22 protein-coding genes are annotated in these 22093 nt (G+C 69.4%); 10 read left to right on the top strand and 12 right to left on the bottom strand.

The genetic code is table 11. The features are described from left to right. Positions 1-207 precede the first annotated feature (207 nt). Complete coding sequence (locus ACFHWS_RS10520) at positions 208-438, bottom strand: hypothetical protein (protein WP_416568093.1); 231 nt, start codon at positions 436-438, stop codon at positions 208-210. 15 nt (positions 439-453) lie between these two features. Between ACFHWS_RS10520 and ACFHWS_RS10515 the strand changes: the two genes are divergently transcribed. From ACFHWS_RS10515 to ACFHWS_RS10505, 3 genes are all read left to right on the top strand, one after another. Next, positions 454-1170, top strand: coding sequence for a hypothetical protein (locus ACFHWS_RS10515; protein ID WP_416568092.1), 717 nt, complete (start codon positions 454-456; stop codon positions 1168-1170). Between the two features lie 18 nt (positions 1171-1188). Further along, positions 1189-1506 (top strand): hypothetical protein, encoded by a 318-nt coding sequence (locus ACFHWS_RS10510; RefSeq protein ID WP_416556623.1) that lies wholly within the window; start codon positions 1189-1191, stop codon positions 1504-1506. A 115-nt stretch (positions 1507-1621) separates the two neighbouring features. Further along, positions 1622-2194, top strand: a complete 573-nt coding sequence (locus ACFHWS_RS10505) for a hypothetical protein (RefSeq protein ID WP_416568091.1) — start codon at positions 1622-1624, stop codon at positions 2192-2194. Positions 2195-2264: 70 nt separating this feature from the next. Here the strand turns inward: ACFHWS_RS10505 and ACFHWS_RS10500 are convergent, their stop codons facing one another. From ACFHWS_RS10500 to ACFHWS_RS10490, 3 genes are all read right to left on the bottom strand, one after another. Next, positions 2265-2447 (bottom strand): DUF397 domain-containing protein, encoded by a 183-nt coding sequence (locus tag ACFHWS_RS10500; protein WP_416557633.1) that lies wholly within the window; start codon positions 2445-2447, stop codon positions 2265-2267. A gap of 338 nt (positions 2448-2785) precedes the next feature. Then, positions 2786-2983, bottom strand: a complete 198-nt coding sequence (locus ACFHWS_RS10495) for a DUF397 domain-containing protein (RefSeq protein WP_281552639.1) — start codon at positions 2981-2983, stop codon at positions 2786-2788. Then, positions 2980-3837, bottom strand: coding sequence for a helix-turn-helix domain-containing protein (locus ACFHWS_RS10490; RefSeq protein ID WP_416557632.1), 858 nt, complete (start codon positions 3835-3837; stop codon positions 2980-2982). Before ACFHWS_RS10490 ends, ACFHWS_RS10495 begins: the two co-directional genes overlap by 4 nt. Before the next feature lie 285 nt (positions 3838-4122). Between ACFHWS_RS10490 and ACFHWS_RS10485 the strand changes: the two genes are divergently transcribed. The 5 genes from ACFHWS_RS10485 (at position 4123) to ACFHWS_RS10465 (ending at position 6732) form a co-directional block, all read left to right on the top strand. Beyond that, positions 4123-4797 carry a recombinase family protein gene (locus tag ACFHWS_RS10485; protein WP_416568090.1) on the top strand — a complete coding sequence of 225 codons (675 nt, stop codon included), beginning with the start codon at positions 4123-4125 and terminating at the stop codon, positions 4795-4797. Further along, a complete protein-coding gene (locus ACFHWS_RS10480) occupies positions 4791-4928 on the top strand; it encodes a hypothetical protein (RefSeq protein WP_416554069.1) in 138 nt (45 codons plus the stop codon). Before ACFHWS_RS10485 ends, ACFHWS_RS10480 begins: the two co-directional genes overlap by 7 nt. Next, entirely contained in the window at positions 4918-5193 is a 276-nt protein-coding gene (locus ACFHWS_RS10475) for a hypothetical protein (protein ID WP_416554067.1), read from the top strand. The genes ACFHWS_RS10480 and ACFHWS_RS10475 overlap by 11 nt, the downstream gene beginning before the upstream one ends. Before the next feature lie 15 nt (positions 5194-5208). Further along, the gene (locus ACFHWS_RS10470; protein WP_416554065.1) at positions 5209-5472 is read left to right on the top strand and encodes a hypothetical protein; all 264 of its coding nucleotides are present in this window, start codon (positions 5209-5211) and stop codon (positions 5470-5472) included. 171 nt (positions 5473-5643) lie between these two features. Further along, positions 5644-6732: an alkaline phosphatase family protein gene (locus ACFHWS_RS10465; RefSeq protein ID WP_416554063.1), complete on the top strand. Its 1089-nt coding sequence runs from the start codon at positions 5644-5646 to the stop codon at positions 6730-6732. 46 nt (positions 6733-6778) lie between these two features. On the opposite strand, the gene ACFHWS_RS10460 is transcribed toward ACFHWS_RS10465, so the two are convergent. The 4 genes from ACFHWS_RS10460 to ACFHWS_RS10445 are packed head-to-tail and all read right to left on the bottom strand — an operon-like array spanning position 6779 to position 13101. After that, entirely contained in the window at positions 6779-8014 is a 1236-nt protein-coding gene (locus ACFHWS_RS10460; protein WP_416568089.1) for an MFS transporter, read from the bottom strand. After that, positions 7992-9959 carry a DUF4910 domain-containing protein gene (locus ACFHWS_RS10455; protein ID WP_416568088.1) on the bottom strand — a complete coding sequence of 656 codons (1968 nt, stop codon included), beginning with the start codon at positions 9957-9959 and terminating at the stop codon, positions 7992-7994. The genes ACFHWS_RS10460 and ACFHWS_RS10455 overlap by 23 nt, the downstream gene beginning before the upstream one ends. Next, a complete protein-coding gene (locus ACFHWS_RS10450; protein ID WP_416554057.1) occupies positions 9956-11881 on the bottom strand; it encodes an aminotransferase class I/II-fold pyridoxal phosphate-dependent enzyme in 1926 nt (641 codons plus the stop codon). Before ACFHWS_RS10450 ends, ACFHWS_RS10455 begins: the two co-directional genes overlap by 4 nt. A 5-nt stretch (positions 11882-11886) precedes the next feature. After that, positions 11887-13101: a hypothetical protein gene (locus ACFHWS_RS10445; RefSeq protein WP_416568087.1), complete on the bottom strand. Its 1215-nt coding sequence runs from the start codon at positions 13099-13101 to the stop codon at positions 11887-11889. Positions 13102-13141: 40 nt separating this feature from the next. Between ACFHWS_RS10445 and ACFHWS_RS10440 the strand changes: the two genes are divergently transcribed. Together ACFHWS_RS10440 and ACFHWS_RS10435 are read left to right on the top strand one after the other, a co-directional pair. Beyond that, positions 13142-14164: a GNAT family N-acetyltransferase gene (locus ACFHWS_RS10440; protein WP_416568086.1), complete on the top strand. Its 1023-nt coding sequence runs from the start codon at positions 13142-13144 to the stop codon at positions 14162-14164. Continuing rightward, the gene (locus ACFHWS_RS10435) at positions 14161-15336 is read left to right on the top strand and encodes a hypothetical protein (protein ID WP_416554051.1); all 1176 of its coding nucleotides are present in this window, start codon (positions 14161-14163) and stop codon (positions 15334-15336) included. Before ACFHWS_RS10440 ends, ACFHWS_RS10435 begins: the two co-directional genes overlap by 4 nt. Positions 15337-15352: 16 nt before the next feature. Here ACFHWS_RS10435 and ACFHWS_RS10430 read toward each other — a convergent pair whose 3' ends face one another. The 4 genes from ACFHWS_RS10430 to ACFHWS_RS10415 all read right to left on the bottom strand — a co-directional run bounded on the left by ACFHWS_RS10430 (position 15353) and on the right by ACFHWS_RS10415 (position 20357). Next, positions 15353-16264, bottom strand: coding sequence for a nucleoside-diphosphate kinase (locus ACFHWS_RS10430; RefSeq protein WP_416554049.1), 912 nt, complete (start codon positions 16262-16264; stop codon positions 15353-15355). A gap of 341 nt (positions 16265-16605) precedes the next feature. After that, positions 16606-17880, bottom strand: a complete 1275-nt coding sequence (locus tag ACFHWS_RS10425; protein WP_416554047.1) for a M16 family metallopeptidase — start codon at positions 17878-17880, stop codon at positions 16606-16608. After that, positions 17877-19061: a hypothetical protein gene (locus tag ACFHWS_RS10420; protein WP_416554045.1), complete on the bottom strand. Its 1185-nt coding sequence runs from the start codon at positions 19059-19061 to the stop codon at positions 17877-17879. The genes ACFHWS_RS10425 and ACFHWS_RS10420 overlap by 4 nt, the downstream gene beginning before the upstream one ends. A 483-nt stretch (positions 19062-19544) precedes the next feature. Beyond that, positions 19545-20357: a DUF6406 domain-containing protein gene (locus tag ACFHWS_RS10415; protein ID WP_416554043.1), complete on the bottom strand. Its 813-nt coding sequence runs from the start codon at positions 20355-20357 to the stop codon at positions 19545-19547. Positions 20358-22093 lie beyond the last annotated feature (1736 nt).

Below are 22093 nucleotides of genomic sequence, written 5' to 3'. Positions count from 1 at the left end.
CGGAAACGATCTCCTGTGTCATCGGGCTGCACTTCTACAGGATCGCCTGTGAATAGACCTCACTGTGATGGCCGAATTTAGCGGAACGGTTGGTGTCACATTGGCGGCTTCTGGGTCTGTGACAAGGCAGACGAGTGAGTCGGTAACAATCACCGTCGGACCTGGTGCCTACGCGTTCTTTCATGGCGAGAAAAAATTCAATGGCAACTACTCCGGCTGGAAATGCAACAGTACCGGAACTGCGGCCAGCACGGTTTCAGGAAGTGCAGTATCGTTCGCAGTCCCGGCGGAAGGTGCCGCCAGCTGCTCAGCCTCATACTCTTCCAGCTCCTTCGAATACAAGGCTAAAGCGATAGCTTGTTGAGCTTTACGTCCCGGCACTATCAGCAGGAGCTGAGGAGCGGCGTCGACGACACCGCTCCTCAGCTCCTTCCGCAAGAACAAAGGAAATCAGTGCGTAAACAACCTCACGTTGCAGCGCTGGCGGCCATCGCGATTGCCTTTCTGATGGCCTGCGATGTCGGCGCAGTAAGGCGGCCATCAGAAGCTGAGTCACACGCTTCTCCACGATCTTCGGAATCCTCATTTGCAAATGAAACCACAGTTTGCGAATCAGAGCTACCAGAAACCAGGGAAGGCCTCTTGAAGGTCGAAGAAGTGTGGCCAGAATCTACGAGCGCAAGCCACGGATATCACTCGATCTCGCTTGACCAAGAAGCATGTTCCCGCCTAGGTCCAGCGAATGAACCAGAGTGCGACAGGCCATTTCCCTGGGTAGCAAAGAATCCAAATCACACAAACGCAATCCTTGCCGAAAACGGCGCCGACATACTGTATTTTGGCACCATTAGAGGACATCAGCCGGTACCAGCAGGAGAGGAGGCGGTAATCCAGGAGATCCGGCAAATGGTAGCAACCGGGCGGGTGATCGATACCAATGCGAATGAGATCGTGAGAGCCGCAAAGATGTGCGCGCCACTCATCCAGGATGATGACGATTTGGTATTCCAGTCGAAGGCACCGGGGCAAGAAATAGATGGGATGGTGACCGCCTTCCTTGTGGTCACGGAGAACAAGCTGATCTGGATCGAGTTCGATAACGTGGGCTGGACCGAAGAGGACTATCGAAACATAGTAAGGATGGCCGCCAAGGAGGCGGCGAAGATCTGAAGCCAATCAAGGGCAGCAATGACTATTTTCGGACGCTGGCATGACATTCGCGCGGCCCACATCGAACGATCCGGTGGCGAGCAGGCCGTCGAGTCCGGTAAGCAGGAACTGCCTGGCCACGAGGCCGCTGTGACCGGCTCGGGCCATGGGCACGGATCGCTGGAAGAGACGGTATATCTGATGGCCAGCCTCGCCAATGCTCAGCGGTTGGCCGAAGCGGTCGAAGAGCTACGCGACGGTGGCGGGGAGATTCACGACCTGATTGACCCTGGCCACGGCTCGGACGGGGCCGCCGGCAACTCAAAACCGCGCCGAGGTGAGGCTGAGATACCTTAACTTCGCCTTTTGACGTGCGTAAGCCTCACCTCGACGGCTTCCGGCTACAACAGTCTGGCCGGGAACCCACCCCGGCGACGCCCATCGCCGTGGCATGCAGGGCGATACTGTCGGCATGCGTCCCTCCATCACCATGGCCGTCGTAGCCGGGCTACTTGCCACGCAGGGCTGCACTGCCGCTGCTCCCGCACCTGAGGCGCCCCCGCCTACCCCGACCGTCGGACAGCCCGTGGTGTTGGATGCCCGCGTACCGGGTTGGGAGACCGCCGCCTGGCTCGCCGAAGACGCGTTCTGCGTGCGCGTCGCCCGCGTCGACGGTAAGCGCATGGAGGGCAAGGAGAACGAGTTCGTCTTCTGCGATCCGGCACCGGAGGCGTTGGACACACTCGGTCCGCCACTGCTGCCCACCAAGCCGATGCCATACGCCGCACCGCTTGACCCGCAGCAGCGGGAGATCATCCTGGTCGGGCCCGTACGCGGTGCCGTGACCAGCGTGTCCGTGACCATGTTCGGCCGGACCGCCACGGCCGCCGTACACCAACTCCCCGCCACCCGAAATCGCCAGATCGGCGCTTACGCGGTCTGGCTTCCTCGCGACGGGGGTGAGCGCGACGGGATGAACCTCTCCGACATCACCGCCGTCGTCGGCCGCGACGCCGACGGCCACGTCGTGACCCAACTGGACTGACACCAGCGGAGGCACCGGCCAACTTGGGGAGCCGAGCCTCTGGAGCTCGGCCCGCTGCTGGGATGTTGGATCAGTGGTGCTGCTTGGCGAGCTCGACGAAGGAGCGCCAGGCGGACGGGCCGAAGATCAGCATCGGGCCGCTACGGTCCTTGGTGTCCCGAACCAGGACCCGACCGGGCAGGTTGTCGGCCACCTCGACGCACGAGCCGGCTTCGGAGTAGGTGCTGGTACGCCAAGTGGGTGCGCTGCTCACTGGATCATCTCCACCGATCGACGTCCACTCCTGGGCAGTGAGGTGCCAGAGAGACCGAGTCTCGATGCACACCGCCTCAATGAAGGGCAGCTCCCGAAAGAGCTGTGACAGGGTACCGATTTTACCCCTCCTGACCTGCGGCGGAGCGAGCGGTCCGCGAAGGGTCCGCGCTCACGGACGTCATGACGGAGCCTTCGCAGCGCAGAGCGAACCGACCAACCCGGCCGGCGATCAGGCGGCCCTGACTCACCGCGTCCGGCGCGCGATGCAGGAGCGCCGACCCTACCGAGGCAGGGTCGGCGCTCTCCGGCTGTCTCGCCGAGATAGCCGTCAGGCCGTCAGTGGTGGCGCTTCGCCACCTCGATGAACGAGCGCCACGCGGACGGGCCGAAGGCCAGGGTGCCGCCGTCGCGGTTCTTGGTGTCCCGGACCAGGACCCGTCCCGGAAGGTTGTCGGCCACTTCGACGCAGTTGTTCTGTCCGTTGCTCCGGCTCGACGTGAACCAACGAGCCGCTGAAACGTCGCCAGTGATCACTTGCCCATCTCCTTCATCGCGTCCCTGATTGCCTGCCTCGACGCCCGCTCATCCAGCGAGGCGTCCCAGATGTTGCTGAATGCTCCCTCGTACCGGTCGATCTCATGCGGCTTGTCCAGGAACAGAGCACCGGTGAACCCGTCGACGTAGACCGTGGGCGGCTCCGTCGCCTGGCCGTTGCCGTTGGTGGGAAACTCCAACACGACAAACGGACCCGACATGATGCCGGCGTGCATCCCGACCGCGAACGGCAGCACCCTGAGTGCCACGTTCGGCATCTCGCTCACGGCGATCAGCCGTTCCAGCTGGGCGCTCATGACCTCCCGCCCGCCCACCGGCCGCCGGAGGATCGACTCGTTGAGCACCACCCTCAGCTCCGGTGCCGCGACCGGTCTGGTGAGCAGCGTTTGCCGAGCGATTCGGAGTTGAACCCGTCGGGCGATCTCGCGCGGCTCCGTGCCGGGGTTGTCGGCCTCGATCAGCGTGCGGGCGTAGTCCGCGGTTTGCAGTAGTCCTGGCACGAGCTCGGCTTCGTACCACCGCAACTGACTGCAGGACTCCTCCAGGCCGATGTAAACGTCGAAGCCCTCGTTGATTATGTCTGCGTAAGACAGCCACCAGCCCTTGCTCTTGGTCTCCTTGGCGAGAGCCATGAGCGATGTCGTCGTCTCGGCCAACGCGCCGTAGACGCGGCACATCTGCTCGACGTCGAGTGACCGCATGGACGTATGCCCGGTCTCGATCCGCCAGATCTTCGCTTCGCTCCACTCCAGAGCGGAGGCGGCGGCTCTGACCGTGAACCGGGCCTGCATCCGGAGATCACGCAGGCAGCGACCCAGTTGCCGTCTCGGCACCGTTGACCCTGTCGCTCCTTCCGCCACGTCTCATCCTCCGCTCCTCGCCTCACGGTGAGGCGACCCTGTCACTCAAGATGAAAGCACCCGTACGCCTGTTTTGCAATGCATGCTTCGCTCTCGATGACGTACTTCTGGGTTCCGTAAATGAAGTCTTGTAGATCGATACACGCAATGCTCTACTCGTCTTCAGTACCTGGGCGTGCCGCACCGCCCAGCAGCCGGCGAGGGGTCGCCCGAGCAGGCACATGTCGTCGGTCCCGCTCGACTCGAAGGGGGCAACCCATGGTGAAGCCGCTGATGTACGGCTACCTGCGGGTGGACCTCGACGCCCTCGACGGCGACATCCGGCAGATGGAACTCGCCCTCAAGTTCTGGGCCGAGCAGGAGGGCTACTGCTTAGCGGGGCTCTTCCATGAGTACGACACCGCGCTGAACCGCCCGGCCCTCACCGCACTGATCGAAGAGACCTGCCGCTCCAACGCCCGGCGCGTGATCACGCCCAGCCTCGCGCACCTCTCCACGCACCCGGTCGTCCAGCACCACCTTCTCGACGTGCTGGAAGACACCGGCGTCCAGGTCCACACCCTGCAAGGAGGAACTAGACCCATGAAACCGCCGCTGTACGGCTACATCCGCCTACTGCCGCCGCACGCCAACACCAGCAACGCCATCGTGGACCAAGCCGAGCGACGCATGCAGCAGTTCGCCGACAGCCACGGCTACGAGCTGATCGCCGTCTTCATCGAACGCTCGACCAGCCGAGCCGCGTTCGACCACCTGATGCATGGCCTCCTCGTCGAGGACGTCCACCACATCATCGTCCCCGCCCACGAAGCCCTCTCCGCACACCACAGCCACCTCTTCGACGACCTGATCGAGGAACTTCACGCAGCAGACGTGCTCATCTTCGATTTCGAAGCCATCGACACCTGCGACAGGAGGATGCGACCATGCTAGGAATCGGGGCAGTCGTCGGCGCGGCGCTGCTCGGCTTCTGCGCCGGGCTGTGGTCATTCAAGGTCAAGTCCAGGTGGTGCCCGGACTGCGGGCGTACCACGTACCCGATGGCGGAACGGCGTGACGGGTAGCCGGCTACTCGCCACGCCGGAGCCGAAACCCGGCGACGTGCTGATCATCGGCCGGCAAGCCAGCGTCCAGTTCGCCGCCGACCGCGCCATCCGACTCCGGGTCATCGCCGTCGACCGCAAATGGACCTACGACGGGTGGATCTGGCTCACCGGATACGTCATCGACCGCCACGGCAACGCCGCCGAACGACGCGAGATCTTCGTCCAGCGCCACGGACTCTACCGACTACCCCGGCGCATAGAAACCCGACCATCGACCAAATGATCAAGAAGGAGAGAAATGATCACCGAAATGCTACGTGACTGGTGGCTACGCTGGCTCGACTGGCACTCCGGCCGGTCCACCGCCTCAAAGCGGCTGCACCACCTGCGACGCGAGCTGCACCAACAACGGCACACGACACCGGCCCGCCACCGCCGACTCGACGGCAACCGGGGACACCACTGGACCACACAGGCGACCGAACTGGTCCCGACCCTGCGCCCGTTGATGACATACGGCCAGCAACTCGGCTACCGGGTCGTCCTGCACGGCTCACCCTGACCGACCCCCGCCGCCGACACCCACCAAGCCGGGATCACCAAGATCATGTGAGGCTGAGATACCTTTCGACCGGCGGATAAGGTATCTCAGCCTCACATGGTGGCGGCGGTTCCGGCCAGCCCGGCGGCGGCGGTGGCGCCGGTGATTCACAAGCCGAGGAGGAGAAGATTTGTGAAGTCGGCTCCGTACACCTCCTTGGCGGACATGCCCGATGTCGTCTGCGACGAACTGTCCCGGGCACGCCGTGGGGTGATCATGCTTGCCGTTGACGGGTTGTCATACGACGCAGCGCTGGCGGCAGGCTGGCGGACCGCCGAGCTGACCCAGTTGGCCAGCACGTTTCCGAGCACGTCGACAACCGCTTGGCTGACCGCCATGACCGGAGTCGGGCCGGCTCAGCACGGCGTACCCGGGATGGTCTACCGCGTCCCCGGCCGTGGCACTCTGGTGTACGCCGTCACCGGCCAGGTGTTGGCGCAGGGGCCGGCCGACCCGGGCGGCGACCCCAGACTCGTGATCGAGCACCCGACCATCTTCGACCGGGCTGCAGGCGACGGCGTGCAGTGCCGCGCGGTGGCCCGGGAGATCGCCCACCTACCCGGCCCATGGGCGCAGGCGCTGCTCCGGGGCGCGACCGTCGTCCCGGCTGCACCGTCGGAGACGCTCGCCCGGCATGCCCGCGACCCTGCGTTGCTGGTCGACGCCGCAATGAAAGAAGTCGACGAGCAGATCGGCGGGCAGGCCGGTGACGTGCGGCGGCGGCAACCGATGCTCCTGTGGACCTACGTCAACCTCGACGACTACCTGCACCGCCACGGCTACGACGAACGAGCCGTGACGGCGATGGCCGAGCTGGGCAGCCGGGCCGCCCGGTGGGCGCAGGCCGGCTGGACAGTCATCGTCCACTCGGACCACGGCCAGGTCCGGTGCACCCCGGACGAGGACCTGGTGCGGGCATGGTCTGCTCTGGATGACCCGGCACGGCGGCTGCTCCCGGCCGGCGGGGCGGGCCGGGTCCGGTGGCTGTACCCGGCCCCCGGCGACGAAGACGAAGAGGTCGGCGGCCGACTCGCTGCGGCGCTCGGCTCCTCGGCCCGGATCGTGGCCACCGACGAAGCCTGGCGGGACCGGGTAGGCCCGGTGATCGCGATCGCCGCAGACGAACGCTTCCCCGTGCCGGACACCAGCCTGAGCTGGGAACACGGCACCGACTCAGCCGACGAGACGGTGGTACCGCTGGCAATCTGGCGGGACCGCTGAGACTGCCGTGCCGCTAAGACTGCCGGGCCGCCAGGACACGGGACCGCTAGGAGGCGGTGCCGACGGGCGAGACGTCAGCCGGCCGCTCCGGCCGTGTCTGGGCCCGGAACGGCAGCAGCGCGGCCCCCACCAGGATGAAGACTGCGGCGACCGCGAAGTAGATCGGCCGGTAGCCGACTGTGCCGACGACCAGGGTGCCGACGCCGATGCATACGGCGTACGGCGTATTGATGATCGCCTCAGACGCGACGATCGCGCGGCCCTGCAGCTCGGCGGAGGTGCGCCGCTGCACCAGGGTCACCTCGGCGACGAGAATCAGCGGCAACCCCAACCCGACCAGGACCGCCCCGGCTGCGACTCCGGTCAGGGTGGCGGTGCTGGCCGCCGCCAGGCCGACCCCGTTGAGCAGGAAGCCGGCGCAGGCCACGGTGTACTCGCCGTAGCGGCGCATCGCGGGACCGACCAGGAGACCGGCGACGACGCTGCCGGCGCCCTGGACGCCCCCGAGGATCCCGATGATGGCGGTCGGACGCTGCAGCCCGTCGCTGACGAGCGAGAACAGAGCCACGTTGATCATGCCGGCACCGCCGAACGCGACCGCGCTGGCGACGACGATCCGCCGGATGACCGGATGGCGGGCCACGTGCCGGGCCCCGGCGACGACCTCGGTCGCCAGCGAGCCCCGCTGCGTGGCGTCGGCCGACCGGACCAGATCCCGGGGCCGGCGCAGCAGCACCAGCGACGCGACGGACAGGGCGAACGTCGCGGCGTCCACCAGGATGACCGCCTCTATACCGCTGGCGGTGTAGAGCGCGGCGCCGACGACCGGCCCGATCACCCGCATCCCCTGACTGAGGCTGCTGAGTACGCCGTTGGCGTTGCCGAGGCTGTCGTCGGGCAGCATCGAGTGCAGCAGTCCGCCACGGGAGGCCCGGTAAATCTGCCCGGAGCAGCCGTACAGGAAGGTGACGACGTACACCAGCCACAGGTCGGCCGTGCCGTCCACTGTCAGCAGTGCCAGGATCAGGACCGCCATCGTCCCGTCGTTGACCGTCATCAGCCACCGGCGCGGCAGCCGGTCCACCAGCAGACCGGTCAACGGCGACAGCAGTACGGCGATCGCCATGAGCAGGAAGACCAGGCCGGCGGCGCTGGTGGATCCGGTGAGGTCCTTCATCCAGATCGCCAACACGATGACCATCATCGTGCTGCCGAACATGTTGAACGCCTGACCGGCAAGGAGCAGCCGCATGTTGCGGTCACGCAGGATGACGGGTCGCATCGATCTCCTCAGCCGCGTCGAGATCCTCAGGATCGGGCACCGGGACGACCCAGCCGGCCCGGTGCAGCATGTCGAAGACCCGGTCGGCGAACGCCACCGAGATGGGGAGTTCGCCGGCCAGCGCCGCCCACCAGGCCGCGCTGCGGCGGCCACGCCGACCGTCGACGGCTCGCAACAGCGTGAGTACGCGGGCGTGGCTGCCGCCCCGATCCTCAGCCAGGCGTTCGGCGAGCCAGGCGCGGTCAGCGTCGGTGGCGGCCAGCGTCCGGGGATTGACCGGGCCGAGCGCGGCGCGGGCCAGCACCGTACCCGCTGCCTCGTCGTCGGCCGACGGCTCGGCGCACAGCGCGCGGTCGGCAGCGGTGGCGGACACGTCGGCCAGCCAGCGCGCCGTACGGACGATCTCCCCGGCCGGCACACCGGCGTGGGTGAGTGTGCCGACGCATTTGCCGACGATCTCGCTGCGGTGGGCCACCCGCCGGACCGACGCGGCGTCGCCGGCCGGGTCCAGCACCGGGCTGCCGTCGTCACGGTACGGGTACGGTGCCGGCGGACGCTGCCGGCCGGGCAGCGCCGCCAGGATGTGCCCGGCGGCCCAGCCGGCACATGCGTCGGCGACGTCGGCGGCCAACGCCGGGTCCGCGCGTCCGCGTGCCGCCGCCACGGTCGACGCCGCCACCGTGACGGTGCGACGCAGCTCGGCCGGGTCGACCATGTCGAGCGTGTCGGCCGAGGTGTGGTTGGCCCGGTCCGGCCAGTGCCCGAAGGACACCGTCGGGCACCGGGTCGGCGCGTCCGAGACGAGCGCGTGGTCGGAACCTCCGGAGAACGGCGCGGTGACCGCCTGCCCCGGATCGCACGGCACCGCGCCGCTGTAGGACCGGGCCCGTGCCGGCACCAGTTCGGCGCAGCGTCCGGCCAGGGCCGGCAGAAACGACGGTACGTCGTCCGGCCCCCGCTCGATCACCAGCGAGCTGCGGCAGCGGTACGGGTCCTGCCCGGCCATGTCCACGTTGACCGCCAGGCTGGGCCGCGCCACGGCACCGCCGCCCACGAGATCGTGCAGGTACGCGGCGACACCGACGAACTCGGGCGCCCACAGGAAACGCAGATCCGGTCCGCCGACTGGCCGGGCACCGAGCAGCCGGGCGGTCGCGAGCAGCGCGGCGACGCCGGAGGCGTTGTCGTTGGCGCTGGGCCGGGGGTGGCACAGGTGCGCCGAGAGCAGGAACTCGTCGCCGCTGCCGTCGCCCGGCAGCACGCCGGTCACCACCGGCATGGTGGCCGTCGAACCGGCCACCGCCACCTCGACGGTGACCGCCTCGCCCCGGTCGGCGGCCGCGCTGAGCCTGGCGAGCTGCGCGGCGGTGAGGCTGAAGCCGGCCAACGCCGCACCGGGCAGCAGTTCCAGCCGGCCGACCTGGTCGGCGAACCGGTCGGTCCGGGTGCTGAGCGGGTCTGCGGCGACCGCGACGGCGCCGCCGGCCGCCGCCCGCCGGGCGCATTCCGGAAACGGTACGCGGACGTCGTCCAGCAGCACGAGCGCGCCGGTCGGGTCGGTGCCGGCGCACATCGCCGACCAGCGCAGCAGTGGTGCGGCGACGCCGCCGGCGCGGGTCGGTGCCGAGTACGCCGCGAGGGTGTACGGCTGTGCCGGATAGTCGATCAGCGTCTCGCCGCCGTGCCGGAGGCTGGCCCGCACCGGGGTCCACGACATAGGGGCCTGGTAGGTCCACCACCGCCGGGCCCCGTCTGCCGGGAAGGTGTGCACGGTGACGTCGCGCAGGCCGGCGTCCGCCGCCCGCTGTGCGACGTAGCCGGCCGCTGCGTGGATCCCGGCCGAGGCCTGGTAGCGGTCGTGCCGGGCGACCTCGGCGACGTCGACCATGGCAGCGTCGACCTCGATGCCGTCGTGCACCGCCGCGACCAGCTGGGACAGTCTCATCGGCGGTCCGCCGGGGCGGGTCGACCGCCGGCGGCCCTGGCAGCGGCGGCCGTCATCGCGGCGGTGAAGGCTGCCAGGCGGGCCTCGGACAGCGGGACCGACAGCCGCAGCAGCGCGCCCGGTGGGCCGCCCGGCTCCAGCGACGGCACCTCCTTGGCGAGCACTCCTCGGGCGGCCAGGATCCGGCGTACCCCGTCCTCACCTGGCAGGGCTAGCCACGGCAGCCGGGGGTCGGTCGGCAGTGGGGTGAGACCGGCGGCGATCAGCTGCTCCTCGACGTACGGCTTCACCTGTGCGATCCGGTCCCGCAGTGCGGCCAGCGGATCTTGCTGGGTGAGCAGCGCGGCCGCCAGGTCCAGAGCGAGTGCGCTGACCGCCAGCGGTGGCGCCACCTGCCGGACGACGTCGGCCAGGTCCGGGGCGGCGACGGCGTATCCGACCCGCAGCCCGCCGGCGCAGAACCCCTTGGACATGCTGCGGATGACGACGGTGCCGGGCAGCTCCTCGGTGAGCGGGGCGGCGCTCTGGTCGGGCGGCAGGTAGGCACCGAGCGTCTCGTCGACGACCAGCACGCTGCCGACCGTGGCGCAGGCCTGCGCGACCCGGCGCAGCTGGTCCCCGGTCCAGATCGGGCCGAGCAGGCCGGGCCGGTCGACGACGGTCAGCACCGGCCGGTGGTGGGTCACGGCGGCCACCGCGTCCGCCGGGTCGCGCAGCGACGTGGCCCGGACCTGGCCGCCGGTGGCGCCGGGCAGCTCCGGATGGCCGGCCAGGTCGACCAGGACGGTGCCGCCGTCGCCCAGCCGGGCCAGCGCGTGCAGCAGGCCGGTGGCACCGGCACCGGCGGTGACCCGTTCGGGCGGCAGGTGCCGACCCGGCGGCCAGCGCAGGTACGCGGCGACGATGGGTGCGAGCCGCTGCGCCGCGTACGGGTCGGCGAGGTCGTAGCGGCGTGCCCGCTGGATAGCGGCCGGCCCGGTGTGCAGCGACGCCCACGCGGCGGCCAGCGCGGGTTCGACCGGCCCGGCCTCGTCGGGGGCGGCGCGCAGGTCCAGGGGCTCCGGGACGTGGTCACCGGCAGGTGACGGGTCCGGTGGCGAGCCCGGTGACGGGTCTGGTGGCGTTGGCGGACGGTGACCGTCGAGTGCCGAGGCCACCACCGGTGCCGGTCGGGCGACGTACTGGACGTAGCGGGTGTCCATGGTCAGGGTGGCACCTGCGGTGAAGTCCGCGTCGGTCCGGGCCACGGCGAACCCGGCACGGGTCAGCAGGGTGGCCACCTCGGTCGGGTGGTAGAGGCGCACGTCGTCGGGGAGGACGGCGGTGGTGCCGTCCGGCCGGCGGACGTCGACCCGGCCGCTGCTGCGTCCGGTGGCCGGGTCGTAGCGGCGTTGGAAGTGGAACGCGGTGCCGCCGATGTCCGCGTGTGCCTCGTCGCGGTAGTGCCGGGCGATGGCGAGCACATTGGAATGATCGAGGATCAGCAGACCGTCGGCGGGTAGCAGGCGGCGTACCGCGCGCAGCAGGCGGAGCTGATCGGCGTCGGTTCCCCAGCCGAATGCCTGTACGCAGATAGCCGCGTCGACGTCGGGCAGCCCCCACCCGGGTGGCTGCGCGCCGAGCAGGTCCACCCGACGCAGGTCGAGGGTGACACCGGCGGCTTCGGCGGCGCTCGCGGCCCGCCGCAGCGCGTACCCGGACACGTCCACCCCGATCACGTCGAAGCCTTGCCGGGCCAGACCGATGGCGTGCCGGCCGACCCCGCAGCCCAGGTCGACCACCCGCCGGCCGGGGGCGTGGGTGGTCAGGACATCCGCAAGGTAGGCGACCTCGGCGGCGGTGCGTTCGGCCGTGTACTCGTCGTCGGCGAACGTCCAGTAGTCGGCCGTGAAGTAGCGCTCGTACCACGGGGTCGGCGGCATGCCGGTCAGGACACGGTGGTGAGTTCGCGACGGGCGAAGAAGTCGCAGACGTCGCAGAGGTCCGGTGCGTTGGCGACACCTTCCTGCTGCAGGTAGACCCCGCCGCAGACGCGGCAGGCCGCCTCCATGAAGGGGAACATGTAGCGCTGCATGTTCTCGAACGCGGAGAACATGTAGTAGTCGATGCCCGGCCACAGGTCGAGCAGATGGTCGGTCATTCCGTACGCCAGGGACCGCTCGTCGGGCCCGGTGGTGAACCGCCCCGGGGTGCCCTGTCGGTTCAGTTCCGGCGCGACCAGCTCCAGGTACAGCGTCAGTTCCTTCTTGGTGATCCGGTACAGCGGGAAGATGTACCGCAGGCCGCCGATCTGCCGGGTCGGGATGCCACCCATCCGGAATCCGCTGGTCATCCAGGTCACCATGCTGGCCAGCAGGTCGTCGGCGTTGAAGCCGAACGCCACCACCCCGGCGCCGCGCGCGTGTGCCTCCTCCTCCAGCATCCGCCGCAGCACCTGGTGGCCGATGACCATCGTCAGGTGGCTGCCCTCGTCGCTGACGATCTCGTTCATCGAGTCGACGAACGTGCCGCGTAGCCGGAACACCCGCTCGACGTCCGCCGCGGTCACGATGACCTGCTCGATCCCCAGCCGTTCGCCGGAGGCTCGGGCGGCGGCGAACGTCGCCGGCTCCTCCCAGTCGGGCAGGCCGGTGATGGTCACGGCCGTCATGTTCAGTGGGGGCAGCCGGTCCCTGGTCCGCTCCAGCAGGGTCAGATAGGCGACGCTGTCCCGCCCGCCGGACAGCCCGACGATCACGTGGTCGCCGTCGCGCATCACCTCCCGGGACAGGACACTGTCGACGAACGCCTCCTCGACATACTGGATGAAGGCGGGAGCGTCGAACTGCTCGCCCCGGACCTCGATGGCGCCCTTGTCGTCGAAAACGATGCTCTTGGTGTAAACCGGGTTGGGTACCCCGTAGACCTGCCGTTTCGGGCGGCGCATCACATTCAGATCGTAATGCCGGACCTGCCGGACTTCGATGATGTCGTCGGCGCCGACAACCGTGGTGTCCTCCGACACCACCTGCCCATCGCGCCAGCTCAACACGGAGTTGACCGGGATGCCGTTGCGGCGTAACACGTCGACCAGAGGCTGCCCCGCCGCCGCAGCCAATTCCTCGGTCGTGCCGACCTTCGTGTGGTAATAGACTGACGCCATTGTGCAACCATAGATGCCCGCCGGTGTCCGGTACAGTGCGATGATGATCCGCTCCATCGTCGTCGAGCACTACGACGACCCACGGGCGGCGTCGCGGGCCGGGTGGGATGCGGTCGCCGGCAGCGGTGACACACCGGTCTTCTATCAGGACGGCTACCTGTCGGCGTACCACGATGCGCCGCTCGCGCCGCTGGAGCGGCTCGGATACCTGGTGGCCCGGGAACCGGCCGGACGGCCGGTGGCCGTCCTACCGATCGCGCTGCACCGGCTCGCCGACCCGATCGGCGGGCTCCGCTGCCTGCATCCCGGCATCGAACGGGACAGCGCGTTGCTCAGCCACGTCTGGCACTGCTACGACACCCAACTGCTCGGCGCGGTCACCCGCACCGACGTGGTCACCGAACTGCTGGACACCCTGCGCCGGCTCGCCGATGACTGGAGGGCCCGCTGGTACGGGTTGGTCAATGTGGACTCGTCAGGCCCGACGGCGGCCGCGCTCACCGCCGCCGGGCTGACCGGGCGGCACCTGGTGGACCGTTACTCCACCGACCTGACCGGCCTCACCTCGTACGAGGACTATCTTGCCCGGCTGGCTCCCCGGCCCCGGGCCAACCTGCGCCGCAACGAGCGTCGGGCGATCGACGCCGGTTTCGTCTGCGACGTGACCACACCGGACGGCGCGGACCTGGTCGAGATCGCCGAGCTGTGCGACCGGACCGCCGCCCGGTTCGGCAACGCCGGTTTCTACCCCGCCGAGACGTTCACCCGGTTCGTCACCGCCCTCGGCCCGGCCGCGCACGTGCTACGGATCCGTCAACGCGGCACGCTCGTCGCCGCCGGGGTGTGCCTGACCGACCAGCGCCGCTTCCACACCTGGACCTGCGGTGTCGAATACCGCGTCGACGGCAACGCCAGCCCGTACGCGGCGCTGTTCACCGAGTCGGTCCGGCTGGCGTTGCGGCTGGGCCGGCCGATCCTGGAGGGCGGGCGCAGCAACGACATCTTCAAACGTCGGCACGGGCTGACCGCCCGCCGGCTCGACGCCTACGTGATGCGGCTGTGAACTACCGGCTACGCGTCCATCCGGGCATCGCCCCGCAGTGGGAGCGGTTGACCGCCGGCGGGCCGATGCTGACCACACCGGGCTGGCTGCGTGCGATGGCGGGCCGACTCGGCGGGCGTACACTCACCTTCGTCGTCGAACAGGGCGGCGCGGCGTGCCTGGCCCTGCACGCCACCGTGCAGCCCGTTCCCCGCCCCGGTGAAGTGTTCGACCTGCACCACGTACTGGTCAGTGCGGCTCCCGCGCTGCCGCTGACCGAAGCGTCGCGGGCCGCGCGGGCCGAGTTGTCGAGGCGGGCCGAGATGTCCGGGCGGGCCGTGCCCGAGCCGTCCCGCTGGACACCGAACCTGCTGGTGATGCTGCCCGGCTACGAATGCCTCCCCGTCGGGCCGGCGGCGACCAGCCCGGCCGCGCTCGCGGTCGCCGTCGACGGCATCCTGGACTGGGCCGCGAACGCGGGCATCGCGACGGTAGCGTTCCTCTACACCAGACCAGAGGCGACGGCGTTGACCGGTGCCCTGTCCGCAGCCGGGTTCGTGGCGATGCCACTGTCACTGACCTGGGAGCTTCCGGTACCCAGCGGCGGGTTCGACGCCTACCTGGCGTCGCTGCCCCGTAAACGGGCGGCGGAAGCAGGGCGCGAGCTGGCCCGGCTCACCGCCAACGGCGTACGGCTGCGTCATCTGCCCGGCGATGCGATCACCCCGGTGGTACCGGCGCTGGCCCGGCTGCGCAGCCAGTTGGTCAGCAAGTACCGGGGCGGCTGCGACGAGGGGGCCGAGCGCGGCCGGCTGGAGTCGCTGCTGCACGGTGTCGCCGGCGGCCGCGCACAGGTGGTCCTCGCCGACGCCGGGGACACCGTCGTCGGGTTCGCGCTGTTCGCACCGTTCGGTGACGGGTGGCAGTGTCTGGCCCTCGGCTACGACTACACCGATCGCCGGTCGCGGTTCGCCTACTTCGGCACGGCGTTCTACGGAGCGGTCCCGCTCGCCTCGGCGCAGGGTGCCCGCCGGATCGGCTACGGACAAGGCTCGGCGCGGGCCAAACAGGACCGGGGATGCGTCGGTACGCCGCTGACGGCCTGGCTGCACTCGACCGATCCTGAGCTGATGGCCACGGCGCGGACCGCCGCATCGACGACCGCCCTCATCCCTGGACAGCGAACGTCCTGATCCCGGCGACGGCAGGTCACCGGCGCGGCGCAAAACGGCGTGAGGTGGCGAGCACCAGGCGTTCCCACGGGTCGAGCCGGGCGCCGTGGACCGCGAGAAGGTCCTGCACCCGGACCGGGTCGGGCCCTGGCCGGTCGGGGGTGAACTCGGCGGCCAGGATCGGCGCGAGTGGATGCCCGCCGGCCAGCAGCCCGGCGGCCTTCTCGCCGGCCCCGGCGGCGGCGAGACCGCTGAGGTCATCAGCCAGCAGATCGGCCGCGCTGCGGCGGGCGGAGTCGGACAGCTCTGGCCAGGCCAGGGCGAGGACCCGGGCGCGCAGACCGGCCAGGACCTGCGGGTATCCCCGGCGCTCGGCGGGAGCGCTCCGGCTGAGCAGATCGAGCAGGGTACGCAGGTCGGCCGGGTCGCTGCCGTCGTACCCCCCAGGCCCGTCGCCAGCTCCGCCGAACCCGGTGCCGGATCCGCCCTCGAACCCGCCGTCGGTGAAGACCGCGCTCTCCCGCTGGGAGTCGGCAGGGGTGTCGGAGCTGTGCATCAGAGCCAGCATGACGTTGATGGAGCCGAGGTCGGCACGGATCGTGCCAGGGCTCGCGTCAGCGGGATCGCTCGCCCCTTTGGCCAGGCGCAGCCGTGCGTGGCTGGGGTGTCGCGGGTCGGGCCGGACGTCGCGGACCATAAGCGCCACCGTCGGGCCGAAGTCGAAGAGCTGGTCGACGAGACGGTAGAGGTACGCCTTCCACACCTGGGTGATGTTGCGTTCGTGGAACGCGTCCAGGTTGGTCGGCCGGTGCCACAGCACCCGCCACGCCATTGGCTGGAATCCCTGGTCGACCACCCGGTCCACGATCTGCCCGCCGAGGTGGCGGGCGAGGGCATCGGGGGCGAGCAGCATGAAGACCGTACGCTCCCAGTCGACTGCTTCACTCACGCGGAGGCTCCTTCGCCACGGAATGGGGCCGGGTGCGGCCCCGGACCTGCCGGCGGCCGCACCCGTCGTCTGTTTCAGGTCACCGCTTCTTCTTTTTTACGACCGGGCGCCGTGTGTGGACAGCTTGGCGGTTCATCCTGGCCTCCTTCCCGGGTCGAGCGCCGGATAGTCCGTCGGTCGGCGGATCAGCGAGCGGTTGTGCGGCCGGCAAGGGATGGTCACTTGCGGGTCGTTGTCGTCTTCTTCTTCACCCGCGGCCTGCGGCCGAACTTCATGTTTCGGTTCACCCTTTCCCTCCCTTCCATCGGTAGGCGGTCTGCTGGGTGGGCCGCTGCGGGCTGTCACCCGCCGGCGGTGGCCACCACCAGTTGGTCCGCCATGGACACGGCGGCGTTGTGGACCTGCTGTGGGGTGGCAGCTGCAATCCGGTCGGCGTACTCGGCCACCGACCAGCCGGCACTGCCGCCCAGCAGAGCGTGCCGGCCCAGCAGGAGAGTTTCATCGACGGAGGCCTCGGCATCGAGCCGGACCAGCCCGGCAGCGCGTCGGCGGGCCACCGCCACGCGGGCGTCGCTCCAGCCGTCCGCCACCGCCGACCGTACGAGGTCGACGGCAAGCCGGGCCACCTCGTCGCGGTGCTCGACGGCGGTGGTGACCGCGATCCGCCAGACGCCGGTATCGGCGTAGCCGCTGAGGTCGCCCCAGATGTCGTAGGACAGCCCCAGATTGGTACGCAACTGCTCGACGAGGACCGATGTGTTGCCCCCGGCGAACAGTTCCATCACCACCTCGGCAGCGGCGAGCCGCGGATCGGCCAGGGCGAAGGCGGGTCCGCCGAGCACCACCGCCGCGGTGTCGCCGAGCAGCGGATGATCCAGCCGCCGGGACTGTTCGCCGGAAGCCAATGCCGGCAACGGGATGGGGAGCCGGGACGGCTCGGCCGCGGGCCGGTCGGCGCGGGCGCTCTGGTGCGTTACGGACAGGCCGGCGAGGGCGCTTCGCGCCGTCGCAGTGGTCACGGCGGCGGGGGTGACACCGCCGGTGACCACGACGGCGACTCGTCCGGCCCGCACGTGGCGGCGGGACCAGGCGGTGACCTCGGCGGCGGTGAGCCGGAGCGCGTCGGCGGGGCTGCCGCCGACCGGCCGGCCCATCGGGTGGTCGCCGTACATGGCGGCGAAGAACACGTCGTGGACGATGTCCGTGGGGTCGGCTTCAGCCAGGCGCAGCTCCTCGATGACCACCCGACGTTCGGCCTCGACGAGGACCGGGTCGAACTCGTTGGCCGTCGCGGCCTCGGTGAGCAGGTCCAGTACGGCCAGCGCGTCCACTGTCGGTACCCGCGCGTACAGGACGACGTAGTCGCGGGCGGTGGTCGCGTTGCCCTCGCCACCGTACGACTCGATCTCATCGATGACCCGCATCTTCCGGCCGGGCGGCACCGCCTGCATGACCAGGTGTTCGAACAGGTGGGCGATGCCAGGTGAGGTTTCGTCGCGGGATCCGGCGAGGATCCACACCGACACGGTGGTGATCTCGGCACCCGGCCGGTGACGGGTCAGCACCCGGATGTCGTCGTCCAACGCCCGCCCGACGATCTCGGCGGCGGCGGTCACGGATTCGCTCCGGTGGTCGCCGGACTGGGCACCGGGCCGGACAGTTCCGCCACGGTGTCTTCGTCGACCTCGTCGCCGATCGTCAACAGGAACCTGCCGACCGGGCTGTCCACCCAGGCCAGCCGACCACGCTCGTGCAGTGTGGCGGTGGGGGCAGCACTTCGCGGGGCGCCGTCCAGTGGCAGGCCGAAGGCCAGCACCCCGGCCCGGACGGACGCACCGGCGGAGAGCCGCTCGGCGGCCGCCGCCCAGGACCGCTGTTCGATGCGGGCGGAGGCACCTTTGATGTTTCGACGCTGCAGGTGGCGAGCCATGCCGGTGAGGGGACGGCGCAGCACGGCAGCACTGCTGATCGCCCGGCGGGCGCGGGTGTCCAGTTGGTTGCGCCGGGGCGGCGGTGGCAGTGGTGGCAGGCTCGTCCGCGCGACGAGCGCGGCAAGTTCGGCGTACTCCGGCCACAACCCGAGTGCGGTCAGTGCCCGGGTGAGCGTCGCCAGTTCGTCCTCGGAGGCCGAGGCCACCAGCAGGCTGGCGTCGATCAGGTCCCGGGCCCGGAAGCGTTGCTCGAAGCGCTCGTACAGGAGCATCAGGGTGTTCTTCACCGCCGGTGCCCGCCACGGTTGCGGCATGGCAGTCAGCGGTCGTACTCCGGCCAGGTCACCCAGCGACCACCAGGTGGCGATCTCCACGCCGTACGGCAGGACGAAGCGGGATTCGTGCGGGCGTCGCAGACTCACCATCATGTGGAGACGACCGCCGAAACATGCGAACGTGCCGGTGTGCAGGTCCCACCCATCGTCGATGAGCAGAGCTGCCGCTCGCCACAGAGCGGCCTCGGTGCCGGCGACGTAGTCGAGATCGTTCATGGTGCGACCAAGACCGGCCGGGTAGCGGTCGGCTACCTCCAGCCCTTTGATCGGAGTCAGGTCGCTGACGCGTGCGGCGAGCTCGGCCGCCACGGTGCGGTAGAACGTGACCCGCGAGGTGGCCAACTCGAGATCGTGGGCAATCCCCGGGTCGAGGGTGACGCCGTCCGCAGCCCACGCGGAGTACAGGGTGGCGGTCAGGGACGGCTGTCCTTGGCGTAGTGCCGCGACCGCCTCGGCCGGATCCTCGAGCGGCTCACCGCAACAGACGCTCAACGCACTAAGGACATCGTCCGCCGACAATTGGAAGGTCACGGCACGGTGCTCCTCGCGGGCTCGGCGACGCCGGCGTTCGCACCGCGCGGCGACGCCGAGCGCCCGACGGCGGTGCGCTAGTAGTTGGGCAGGCAGTCCGTGCAGGTCGTGCGGAACTTGACCACCTGGACCGCCTGGCGACGCGCGAGCATCTTCTCGACCCGGCTCGGAGTGAGCAGCGTGGGCGCGACAACCGTGTCTTTCCTGACGCTAGTGGAATTCTTCACTTCATCCCCTTGCTAGGAAAAGTGGTGGCGTATTCGGCTGATCGTACGGATCTCGCCACACGCAGTCAATGCACAGATCTCAATCGCCAGCCAGGGATAGGGAATCGATCAGCACCAAACTAGTGAATGCCGGATAAAAGCTGGTAGTCACCCAAAACCGACCAATCACCGCCGCCTAGGACGGGAGTCCTCAAGATCACTTGACGAAAATTCGGACGACACGCCGACGCCAGCCCGAATTTTCGTCAAGTGATCTTCACGCTACGCCCGGCGCATCGAGCGGGGTGAGCCGGCCGAGAAAATCGCCGAACGACCAGCCCATGCTGGTAGTGATCACCTGTCGCTCCCGCCAGGCGATCGCATCCGCCGTACCCGGGCCGGCCAGCAGGTCCTTCGGCAGGAAGCCGACGCTGCCCGGGCGGGGTTCCTTCAGCCGAAGCAGCAGCAGACCCTCCATCGGGACCGCGATGACAACGAAGTCCGTCGACAACTTCCCGACCCGCCACTCCCGCTCCGCGGCCAGCAGGTCGTACGCCGGATACTCCGGATGGACCCCCAACAGCGGCCGCCCCGGAAACAGCGTGAACGGCGCACCCGGCACCCACTGCGGCTCCACCGGCTGCATACCGTTCGTCTGCGACAGCCAGTCCCGGTAAGCCCAGGGCAGCGGGCGCCCCAACGCCTGCTCCAGTGCCTGCAACTGACCCTCATCGAGCAGGCCGAACGGCTGCCGCTTCGCCGGCCGCCACCCTGTCACCGCCGTCGACTCGTCCACCACCGGCGGTGCCTCACCCGGCGCCAGCCGCCGCACCGTGACCCGCCACCGACCAGCGTTCTCGAAATGCGCCCCAGCGAAGTACCAGGTCTCATCGCCAACGGGGAAGGTGTCACCCAACTCGCACCGGTGGCTATGCTCTGCGCTGTAGGGGCCGCGCTCCATCACGTCCAGCCTCACCCAGACCGTTCCGCGCCGCTCCAGCCGACGGACCCCGACATCTGCCGGTCCTACCGGTGCGACAGCATTGTTCGGGATGGTTACCAAATCGAGCGACGACCGGTAAGCAGCCATGCTTCCTCCTGTCCGGGTCCGTCAGCCGACTATTGAATCACTCAGCGATGCTTCGTCCGGCAGAACGAAGCCCAACTCGGCGGAGGCGATCCGCTCTGCTTCGGTCCGGGCCACAGGCCGCAACTGGTCGCCTGTCCCGGCGACTACGCCGAGATCTGACGCTGCGGAGACGTCGCCACCCGGACCGTAAACAAGGATCCGCTGGTCGGCTGCTTCGGTCACGACCACGACGATCCCCCCGGATCGCCCGCTCGACGTCCGGATCGCGTAGTAGACGATCATCGGCTCGTCTCGGTCGACAGCGGTCCGGCCGAACCCTGACGTCACCGAGGCAGCTACCCCGCCAGCCGACGCTGCCACAGGCACGGGTTCGGTCAACCCGACGGCCGGCTTGTGCTCGATGCTGCTCGGTGGCCCGAGAGACAGCGGTCCGGGCTGAGTCGGTGCGACCCGGTCGAGATGCGCGAAGTCCCTACTCATCCAGTCCAAGAAGGCCCGGGTCGGCATGGGCTGGGGATGCCACTTGTTCCACGGATTACGGAGCTGGACATGCCCGTTGCTCACACCCACCAACTCGTACGCATGCCCGTCTCGCAAGTCGAACGGAAGTTCATCGTCCGGACCCAGCCCGTACTCGTCGATCCCCTTGGTGCTGACGATGACCGGATTGCCGTCGGACAGCAGCCGGCTGAGCATCGCCTCGACTGTGGGTTCGTTGCCCGGCGATACGTCGAACCGTCCCATCCGGGCCGGCAGGCCGGTCAGTTGGGTCAGCACCTCCGCCCACAGATCGGGAGTGCTGCCGGGATCCATCCGGGCGTAGCCGCGCGGCGCGGCCTGGTTCGGGTCTGACCAGCCCTGCCAGCCCCGCCACTGCTGCTGCCAGGCGACCTGCCGGGACTCGGTCCAGGTCCGGTCGACCGCCGCCAGCGCCTTCTCCAGGATGCTCGCCCACGCCGCCCCGACCTCTGGTTGCGAGGCGTATGCGGCCCTCGGCGGCGGATCGGCGAGGACCGGCACATCCGGGGTGACGGTGATCCGCAGCCGTCGGCCGGTCGGGGTGGTGCGGTCGCCAGGGAGGCTGCTTTCGTGCAGCAGGACGTCGACCGTCCCGTCCGGGTTGGGACGGAACAAATTACCGATCGTCTGCGGGCTGTGCCCGGCGACCGCGCCGATCGAGGCGAGCATGCCGCAGTCACCAAGAATGCCCTGCTGCACCTGCTCCCGCCGGGGCATCCCACGCCAGAGTGGCACTGAAGCACCCGAGTAGGGGTCGACTGGTCGCCCGTACCCGACCGAATACCTGCGCGTCGACTCGGACGGCAGGGTGGGGCGGTCGGCGTACACGTGGATCTCGGTCGGGCCGACGGCGAGCGGTGCTGCTTCCGGCGCTTGCTCGACCGGCGCGCTCGGCGCCAGGTTGAGGATCGCCCGGGTCAGAGCGTCCGAGACCAGCACCATGGTGCGGGTCTGTGCCAGGTAGTGGAAGCTGTGGCTGCCGAGCAGCTGGGTGATCGCCGGGCTCGACCCGTACGTCGCGGTGATCGTCGCATACGCCCGGCGGACGTCCTCGGCCAACAGCGCCCGCCGGCCGGCGTCGGTCGCCAGGTCGAAACCCGGGTGTACGCCGCCCACGTCGATCTGCGGCGCGTTCGCCAACACGTACGGGCTGATGTCGACCTGGCCGGTCAGGTCGACGTACACCCCGTCGCGGGCGATCCGCGCGGCCAGCGCCG

The organism is Micromonospora sp. LOL_013 (assembly GCF_048060315.1).
Lineage (GTDB): Bacteria > Actinomycetota > Actinomycetes > Mycobacteriales > Micromonosporaceae > Micromonospora_E.
This window is presented reverse-complemented; position numbering and strand designations above follow the sequence as displayed.

Excerpts from the sequence above, each read along its gene's own strand:
- ACFHWS_RS10510 (WP_416556623.1), top strand. The coding sequence starts at position 1,189 with ATGACTATTTTCGGACGCTGGCATGACATTCGCGCGGCCCACATCGAA.
- ACFHWS_RS10505 (WP_416568091.1), top strand. The coding sequence starts at position 1,622 with ATGCGTCCCTCCATCACCATGGCCGTCGTAGCCGGGCTACTTGCCACG.
- ACFHWS_RS10485 (WP_416568090.1), top strand. The coding sequence starts at position 4,123 with ATGGTGAAGCCGCTGATGTACGGCTACCTGCGGGTGGACCTCGACGCC.
- ACFHWS_RS10480 (WP_416554069.1), top strand. The coding sequence starts at position 4,791 with ATGCTAGGAATCGGGGCAGTCGTCGGCGCGGCGCTGCTCGGCTTCTGC.
- ACFHWS_RS10470 (WP_416554065.1), top strand. The coding sequence starts at position 5,209 with ATGATCACCGAAATGCTACGTGACTGGTGGCTACGCTGGCTCGACTGG.
- ACFHWS_RS10460 (WP_416568089.1), bottom strand. The coding sequence starts at position 8,014 with ATGCGACCCGTCATCCTGCGTGACCGCAACATGCGGCTGCTCCTTGCC.
- ACFHWS_RS10455 (WP_416568088.1), bottom strand. The coding sequence starts at position 9,959 with ATGAGACTGTCCCAGCTGGTCGCGGCGGTGCACGACGGCATCGAGGTC.
- ACFHWS_RS10450 (WP_416554057.1), bottom strand. The coding sequence starts at position 11,881 with ATGCCGCCGACCCCGTGGTACGAGCGCTACTTCACGGCCGACTACTGG.
- ACFHWS_RS10445 (WP_416568087.1), bottom strand. The coding sequence starts at position 13,101 with ATGGCGTCAGTCTATTACCACACGAAGGTCGGCACGACCGAGGAATTG.
- ACFHWS_RS10440 (WP_416568086.1), top strand. The coding sequence starts at position 13,142 with ATGATGATCCGCTCCATCGTCGTCGAGCACTACGACGACCCACGGGCG.
- ACFHWS_RS10415 (WP_416554043.1), bottom strand. The coding sequence starts at position 20,357 with ATGGCTGCTTACCGGTCGTCGCTCGATTTGGTAACCATCCCGAACAAT.